This window comes from Mycobacterium sp. (assembly GCF_039583785.1).
Taxonomy (GTDB): Bacteria; Actinomycetota; Actinomycetes; order Mycobacteriales; family Mycobacteriaceae; genus Mycobacterium.
On sequence record NZ_JAVKSG010000113.1, the window covers coordinates 1 to 6,587 of the forward strand.

Genomic DNA, 6,587 nt, shown 5'->3' on the forward strand with positions numbered 1-6,587 from the left:
CCTAGCGGATTATCGTCGATTGGACGGCGTGCTGAACGCTCAACTCGTGCTTGACGCGTGCATCTACGCCAGAGTTTCTCGACAGCGAGGGCTAGGGTCGCCACCATGGGCGCAGTGGCAGGCCGTCGGTGCCGTGCCTGGCGCGCTTGGACGCCAGCACGTGGTGAAGCTGAATATTGTTCTGTTCAAATGCCACCCGGGACGCAGCCATGTACAAGCCCCACACCCTCGCCGTGGCGATGCCAACCTCGGCGACAGCCTCGTCCCAGTGCGCGACGAGGTTGTGGGACCAGTCACGCAACGTCATGGCATAGTGGTGACGGAAATTCTCCGCGTGGAGCACCTCGAATCCCACGTCTTGGATTTGGGAGAGGATGCGGCCCGAACCGGTCAGCTCGCCGTCGGGGAAGACGTAGCGATCGGTGAAGCTGCTCGCGCGGAAATTCGACTTGTTGTTGTTGCGGGTGATGCAGTGGTTGAGCAGCAAACCGTCGGTGCGCAATTTGGACTTGAGGAATTCGAAATAGGACGGATAGTTCTTGACGCCGATGTGCTCGGTCAATCCGATCGAGGAGACTGCGTCGAAACCGGTTTCGCCAATGTCGCGGTAGTCGCAGTGACGCACCTCGGCCCATTCGCCGAGCCCTTCAGCCTCGATCGCCGTTTGAGCCCAGTCAGCCTGCTCTGCGGACAAGGTCGCGCCGACTGCGTGGACTCTCCGCCGGGCGGCGTAGCGCAACATGCCGCCCCAGCCGCATCCGACGTCGAGTAGCCGATCGCCCGGCTCCAGCCGCAGCTTCTCGAAGATCAGGCGGTACTTGTTGTCCTGAGCCGCCTCCAGCGTTGCTTCGGACTCTGGATAGACAGCACACGTGTAGGTCATTGACGGCCCCAAGACCCACTCGTAAAAGGAGTTGGAGACGTCGTAGTGGTGTCGGATCGCCCCGGCATCACGAGTCTTGCTGTGCCGCATGCCCTCGGCGATTCGGCGCCAGCGAGGCAGCATCTCCTGCGGCGGTGGCGCTGCCGGCAGGAGATGCTCGATGCCGACGGCGCGGATAATGCTGGCCATCAGTCGCGGCGAGGGCCTGGTGAACTCGACGTTTTCGGCGAGCAACCTGAGCACGTCGTAGGGATCGCCGGGGTGCACGCCGCGCGCCTCGATGTCACCGGCGACGTATGCCCGGGCCAGACCGAGTTCACCTGGCGCGGTGGCCAGATAGGTCGTACCGCGAGGAGTTAGCAGGTCCATTCCCAGTACGGCGTCTTCGGCTCCGGCGCTACTGCCGTCGTAGGCAGTGAACCGCAATGATTCCGTGGCGCCGCGGGTGAAGACCGCCAGGACCTCAGCGAGGCTCAACTTGCCTGTCGCGGTCGACGCTGGCTCCTTCGTGGTCGTCATCGTCGTTGCACTGCCTTTGCGTAAAGGTCGAGGAAACGGGAATCCGGATCGTAAATTTTCTTCACAGTCTTGTAGGTCTCGCCGCCGTAGAGTTCGTCGAACTCTTCTCTGGCGTAGTAGGAGTCGGAGTACAGCGATTTGTGCCCGTCCAGCGAACCGACCTTCTCCTCGATTAGTCGATTCGTCGCGCCATCGGTCGCGCCCACCGGAACCGACGACCAGAAACCAACATTGACGTAGCTGTGTCCCGGACGGATCGGATATAGCGACCAGCCGTCGTGATCACGTAACCGCAGCGGGCACAACCAGATCGGAGTGATCGGCACAGCTTTGAGAAACCATTCCAAGAATTCCGTCGTCCTTTCGAGTGGAAGTTCGACATCCTGGACCACCCGTTCACGTGGCGGACGGCCGTTGCGCTTCTCGATGCGGTCGGCGATACCGAACCGCCGGTCGAGTGCTACCAGCTTCCAGTACACGCTGCTGCGACGGTAGCGTCGCGGCCACCAGCGTCGCAGACGGGGGTTCTGCGCGCCGAATGCCGCGGAGCACCAAAACCAGTCGGTGTCCCATCGCCAGAAGTAGTCGTGCGTTGTCAACCGGTCTTCTGTGGTGCCGGTGTCGTGCTGGATGGAGCGGTAGTAGATGCGTTGTCCGGTGTAGTCACTGGCCGGGCCTGAGGCCGCAGCGCGTACACCGAGAGATAGGTAGCTTTCGACGGCGTTGAACACCACGCCGTCGAGATAGTCAACAGCGACACCATCGAACTCACCGGTGTCCATGATCCGATTCATTGCCGCCATCAGGTGGCTCAGCGAGTGGAACCGCACGTGCCGCAGCGCGACGAACGGTTTGACAGGTTCTAACTCGATGCGTAACCGCGTCGAATATCCCAGTGTGCCGTATGAATTCGGATACGTGCGGAAGAGGTCGGGGTGCTGCTGGGGTGAAACGGTGAGCAATTCACCTGTGCCGGTGAGGATGTCCAACTCCAGCACCGACTCATGAGGCAGGCCGTTGCGGAACGAGGCCGATTCGATGCCCAACCCGGCGACTGCCCCGCCCAGCGTGATGGTCTTCAATTGCGGGACCACCAGTGGCGACAGGCCATACGGGCGCGTCGCTGCCACCAGATCTTCGTAGGTGCACATGCCGGCCACGTCGGCGGTGCGTGCGTCCGGGTCAATCGAAATGACGTTGGTTAGCCCTGAGACGTCTAGTCCGGGGGTGCTGAGTTTCGCGCGGTCGCGGAACAAGTTGGAGGTGGCCTTGGCCAGTCGGACAGCCGATGTCGAAGGAATCGAACGGTAACTCGCCAAGAACCGTTCGACGCCCTCCACATGAGCCGCAGCTGCGGATATCGGGACAGGCATCACCTCGACGATAGTCCCCGGCAACCGCCAGCGCAGACACCGTGACCACCAAAAGCAAGCGGGTCGCGCAGGTGCGCCAGAGGGTTGCGAACTTTCGGCGAAACGCGTGTGAATGTGCGTGTTTGTGAGTGAATGTATGTTTGACTGGTTGTTGTGAAGTTGGCGGCATGGGCGCGGTCGGTGGGTGTGCATCCGCAGACGGCGTATGCGTGGGTGCGGGAGGATCGGATGCCGGTGCCGTTTCGACGGCTGCCCTCGGGCACGATCTTGGTTGACGTCGCAGCGGCAGGTGATGAGCGTGTGGTGCTGTATGCGCGGGTCTCGTCGCATGATCAGCGCTCGGATTTGGACCGTCAGGTGTCTCGACTGACCGAGTGGGCCACCGATGCCGGGTGGGAGGTCGCCCAGGTGGTGTCCGAGGTCGGTTCCGGATTGAACGGTAAGCGCCCGAAGCTGTCGCGGATCTTGTCGGACCCTTCTGCCAGTGTGATCGTTGTGGAGCATCGGGATCGGCTGGCCCGCTTCGGGGTCGAGCATCTACATGCTGCGCTGGCTGCGCAGGGACGGCGCATCGTGGTCGTCGACGATGGGGAGACGACCGATGATCTGGTGCGCGACATGATCGAGGTGCTTACGTCGATGTGCGCCCGGCTTTATGGGCGCCGTGGTGCGCGTAACCGCGCGATGCGCGCGGTTACCGTCACCAAGCAGGATCCCGGTGGTGAGGCGGCGTAGATGATTGTGCAGATGCGCACCAGGGCACAGGCCGCGAGAGTCGCTGCGGCGACCGGTGGTGTGCAAGTGCCGGGCAAGCCGAAACGCGATGGCACGCCGACATTGGCCGCGCGGGTGGCGCTCGGCGCGGATTTCGAGGCGTACCGGGCGGTGGTGGAGGCGGTGTCGGTGCTGTTCACCCTCTAGGACACCGATCCCTCAACTGGTGAGTTGGTGGAGGTTTCGTCGGGGTGGGTTTTGCAGGCTTATCAATACGCGCTGGACCCGACGTCAGCCCAGGTGGCGGCGCTGGAGTCGCATGCTGGTGGTGCGCGGTTCGCGTTCAACACGATGCTGGCCGCGGTGAAAGCCAATCTGGACCAGCGTAAGGCGGAACGCTCTTACGGGATTGCTGATGATCAGCTGACGCCGGTCGTGTCATGGTCGTTTCAGGAGCTACGCAACCGGTGGAACCAGATCAAGCATCGGGTAGCGGTAGGCGACGATGGGTCCCCGTGGTGGCAGGACAACAGTAAAGAGGCGTACGCCAACGCGGTGGCCAACCTCGCCGAGGCGCTGTCGAACTGGGGCGATTCACGCACCGGTGAGCGTAAAGGCCCGAAAATGGGCTTCCCGAGATTCAAACACAAAGGCCGGGCGGCCAAGAGTTTCACGTTCACTACCGGCGCCATGCGGGTGGAGCCGTCGCGTCATCACGTCACGCTGCCGGTGCTGGGCACGATCCATACTCACGAGTCCACTCGTAAGCTGGGGCGGCGTCTGGAATCGGGCACGGCGCGGATACTGAGTGCTACGACGCGCTTGGAGCGGGGCCGATGGCTGGTGTCGTTCACCTGTGCCGTGCGTCGCCAACCAGCCAGGCTGGTCGCCGGCGTCACAGCGGATGCGCCGGTGGTGGGCATCGACGCCGGGGTCAAAGACCTGCTGGTGGTCGCCACGCCCGACGGGATCGAGATCGCCCGTCATACCGCGCCCCGCGAGCTCAAGCGGGCGTTGCGCAAACTGCGTGCGCTGCAACGCAAAGCGGCACGCCAGAGGGGTCCCTGGAACGCGGCTGCGCGGCAGAAGCAGGACGCGTCGCGCGGTTGGGAGTCGACTCAGGTCGAGATGACCCGGGCGCATGCCAGGGTGGCGAATCTGCGGGCCGATCGGATTCATAAGCTCACCACGAGCCTGGCGAAAACCCATCAGGTGATCGGTGGGGAGACGCTGGCGGTCAAGAACATGATGCGCCGCCCGAAACCCAAAGCCGACCCCGACAATCCCGGCGCGTTCCTGCCCAACGGCGCCACTGCCAAAACCGGCCTCAACCGGGCGCTGGCCGATGCCGGCCTTGGTGAGATGTTTCGCCAACTCGACTACAAAACACGCTGGTATGGATCACATCTGGTCAAAGCCGACAGATGGTTCCCCAGCTCGAAAATGTGTTCCGGCTGTGGTGCGGTGAAAACCAAACTGCACCTGGCCGAATGCGTGTATCACTGCGAGCACTGCGGCCTTGAGATCGACCGAGACCGTAACGCCGCTATCAATTTAGCGCGCCATGCGCTGAACGCTACGGAGCCGAGTACCGGCGTCGTCACCGGTGGAGCCGACCGTAAGACCGAGCCTGCGGGCACGGCTGGTGGCTGTGAAGCCGGAACCGTTTCTGAACGGAGTGCCCCTCCGAAAGGACGGGCTGCCTGAAATGCCCAGTCATACAAACGCTCACATTTCAGGTAACGATTTCGACTCATAGGGCCAACGAACGACGACAAACCCCCAGTTCATCTTGCTGCTCGACGACTAAGCTGCGACCTGCAAGGAGCAGGACGCGTCGGGTCGCGACTTCCGGTTGCTCGGCGACATCACCCTGTATGTCGAGTAATTATGGCCCTGCGGCGTCGTCGTGGTTCTGTCATCAGATTCGCAGTGCACAGTTCCTAGGTATCGTGTCCTCGTGGTTCAAACGGATGCGGCTTGCCGCCCTTGGGGTCGGTAGGGGCGGAGAAGGGTGCCGGTAAAAAGTGTTGGGGACTCCGACTCACGCCCGCGTCGCGATCCGCGATGGCTCGCTGTCCTCGGCTCGCTCGAACAGGCTTACTAGCGACGAGTACAACATGACACCTCGCCGGGCAATCCCGAAGACAAGTTCTCCAGTGGGCGATCCGCGGGCCCTGGTCGCCGACGACCTATCTCAAGGTCTCGCCGACGCCGTCGCCGATCTCATCGGGAGGCCACGCGCACGCGGATGGATCCACCTCTGCTCGGCGGCCATCGCCACCGTGGGTGGATTGGCACTGGTGTCGGTTGCGGGAATCACGTCTTCTCAGAAAGCCGTCCTTGCGACCCTGATCTACGCTGTCACCATTGTCGCGATGTTCAGCGTCAGTGGCATCTATCATCGTAAGCACTGGCACAATCCGGTGGCCTTGAAGTGGATGAAGCGGCTGGACCACTCGGCGATCTTCATCTTCATTGCCGGTAGTTACACCCCCTTCGCGCTGTTGGCGATGCCGCCACGGCCCGGCGCCGAGGTGCTGGCCATCGTGTGGACGGGCGCGGCAGCCGGCGTGGCACTGAAGATGTGGTGGCCGTCCTCCCCGCGCTGGGTCGGCGTACCGCTGTACCTCTTGCTTGGCTATGTGGCGATCTTGTTTGCCGGCACCCTGCTCGACGGCGGAGGTCCCGTCGTCGTCGGCCTGCTCATCGTGGGTGGGGTCCTCTACAACATCGGCGCCATCTTCTTCGCCATTCGTTGGCCGAACCCCTGGCCGCGCACCTTCGGCTATCACGAGTTCTTTCACGCGTTCACCGCAGCCGCGGCGGTGAGTCACTACGTCGCCGTGTGGTTCGTCGTCTTGAAGCCCTTCCCGATGGTTTTGAGCGCCGACTGACCGTCCGATGAACGTCGCTGCACTGCCGACAGTGGTCCCGCGACCTCTTCACAGGGAGCGGAGGTGAAACCCACAGTCTGGCCAGGCCGTCGTGAGGGCGGTTGCGCGGAAACACGGCGGGAATGAATAGTGAACTTGGCCGGTCATTAGACTCCGGACTGACCGTGCCCACTCAGGCTGCAAGCTTAGGAAGCCTATGCG

The 6,587-nt window shown here is 62.7% G+C and carries 6 protein-coding genes; 4 read left to right on the forward strand and 2 right to left on the reverse strand.

What is annotated here, in order from left to right; translation table 11 throughout:
* Positions 1–91 precede the first annotated feature (91 nt).
* Positions 92–1,402 (reverse strand): class I SAM-dependent methyltransferase, encoded by a 1,311-nt coding sequence (locus tag ABDV69_RS19615; RefSeq protein WP_343577373.1) that lies wholly within the window; start codon positions 1,400–1,402, stop codon positions 92–94.
* Positions 1,399–2,775 carry an FAD-binding oxidoreductase gene (locus ABDV69_RS19620; RefSeq protein ID WP_343577375.1) on the reverse strand — a complete coding sequence of 459 codons (1,377 nt, stop codon included), beginning with the start codon at positions 2,773–2,775 and terminating at the stop codon, positions 1,399–1,401. Before ABDV69_RS19620 ends, ABDV69_RS19615 begins: the two co-directional genes overlap by 4 nt.
* A 153-nt stretch (positions 2,776–2,928) precedes the next feature.
* On the opposite strand from ABDV69_RS19620, the gene ABDV69_RS19625 reads away from it, so the two are divergent.
* The 4 genes from ABDV69_RS19625 to ABDV69_RS19640 all read left to right on the forward strand — a co-directional run bounded on the left by ABDV69_RS19625 (position 2,929) and on the right by ABDV69_RS19640 (position 6,386).
* Positions 2,929–3,510, forward strand: coding sequence for an IS607 family transposase (locus tag ABDV69_RS19625; RefSeq protein WP_343577376.1), 582 nt, complete (start codon positions 2,929–2,931; stop codon positions 3,508–3,510).
* The gene (locus ABDV69_RS19630; protein WP_343577378.1) at positions 3,511–3,696 is read left to right on the forward strand and encodes a hypothetical protein; all 186 of its coding nucleotides are present in this window, start codon (positions 3,511–3,513) and stop codon (positions 3,694–3,696) included.
* Positions 3,697–3,723: 27 nt separating this feature from the next.
* On the forward strand, positions 3,724–5,196 hold the full coding sequence (gene tnpB / locus ABDV69_RS19635; protein ID WP_343577380.1) for an IS607 family element RNA-guided endonuclease TnpB: 1,473 nt from the start codon (positions 3,724–3,726) through the stop codon (positions 5,194–5,196).
* A gap of 413 nt (positions 5,197–5,609) precedes the next feature.
* A complete protein-coding gene (locus tag ABDV69_RS19640) occupies positions 5,610–6,386 on the forward strand; it encodes a hemolysin III family protein (RefSeq protein ID WP_343577383.1) in 777 nt (258 codons plus the stop codon).
* Positions 6,387–6,587: the final 201 nt, after the last annotated feature.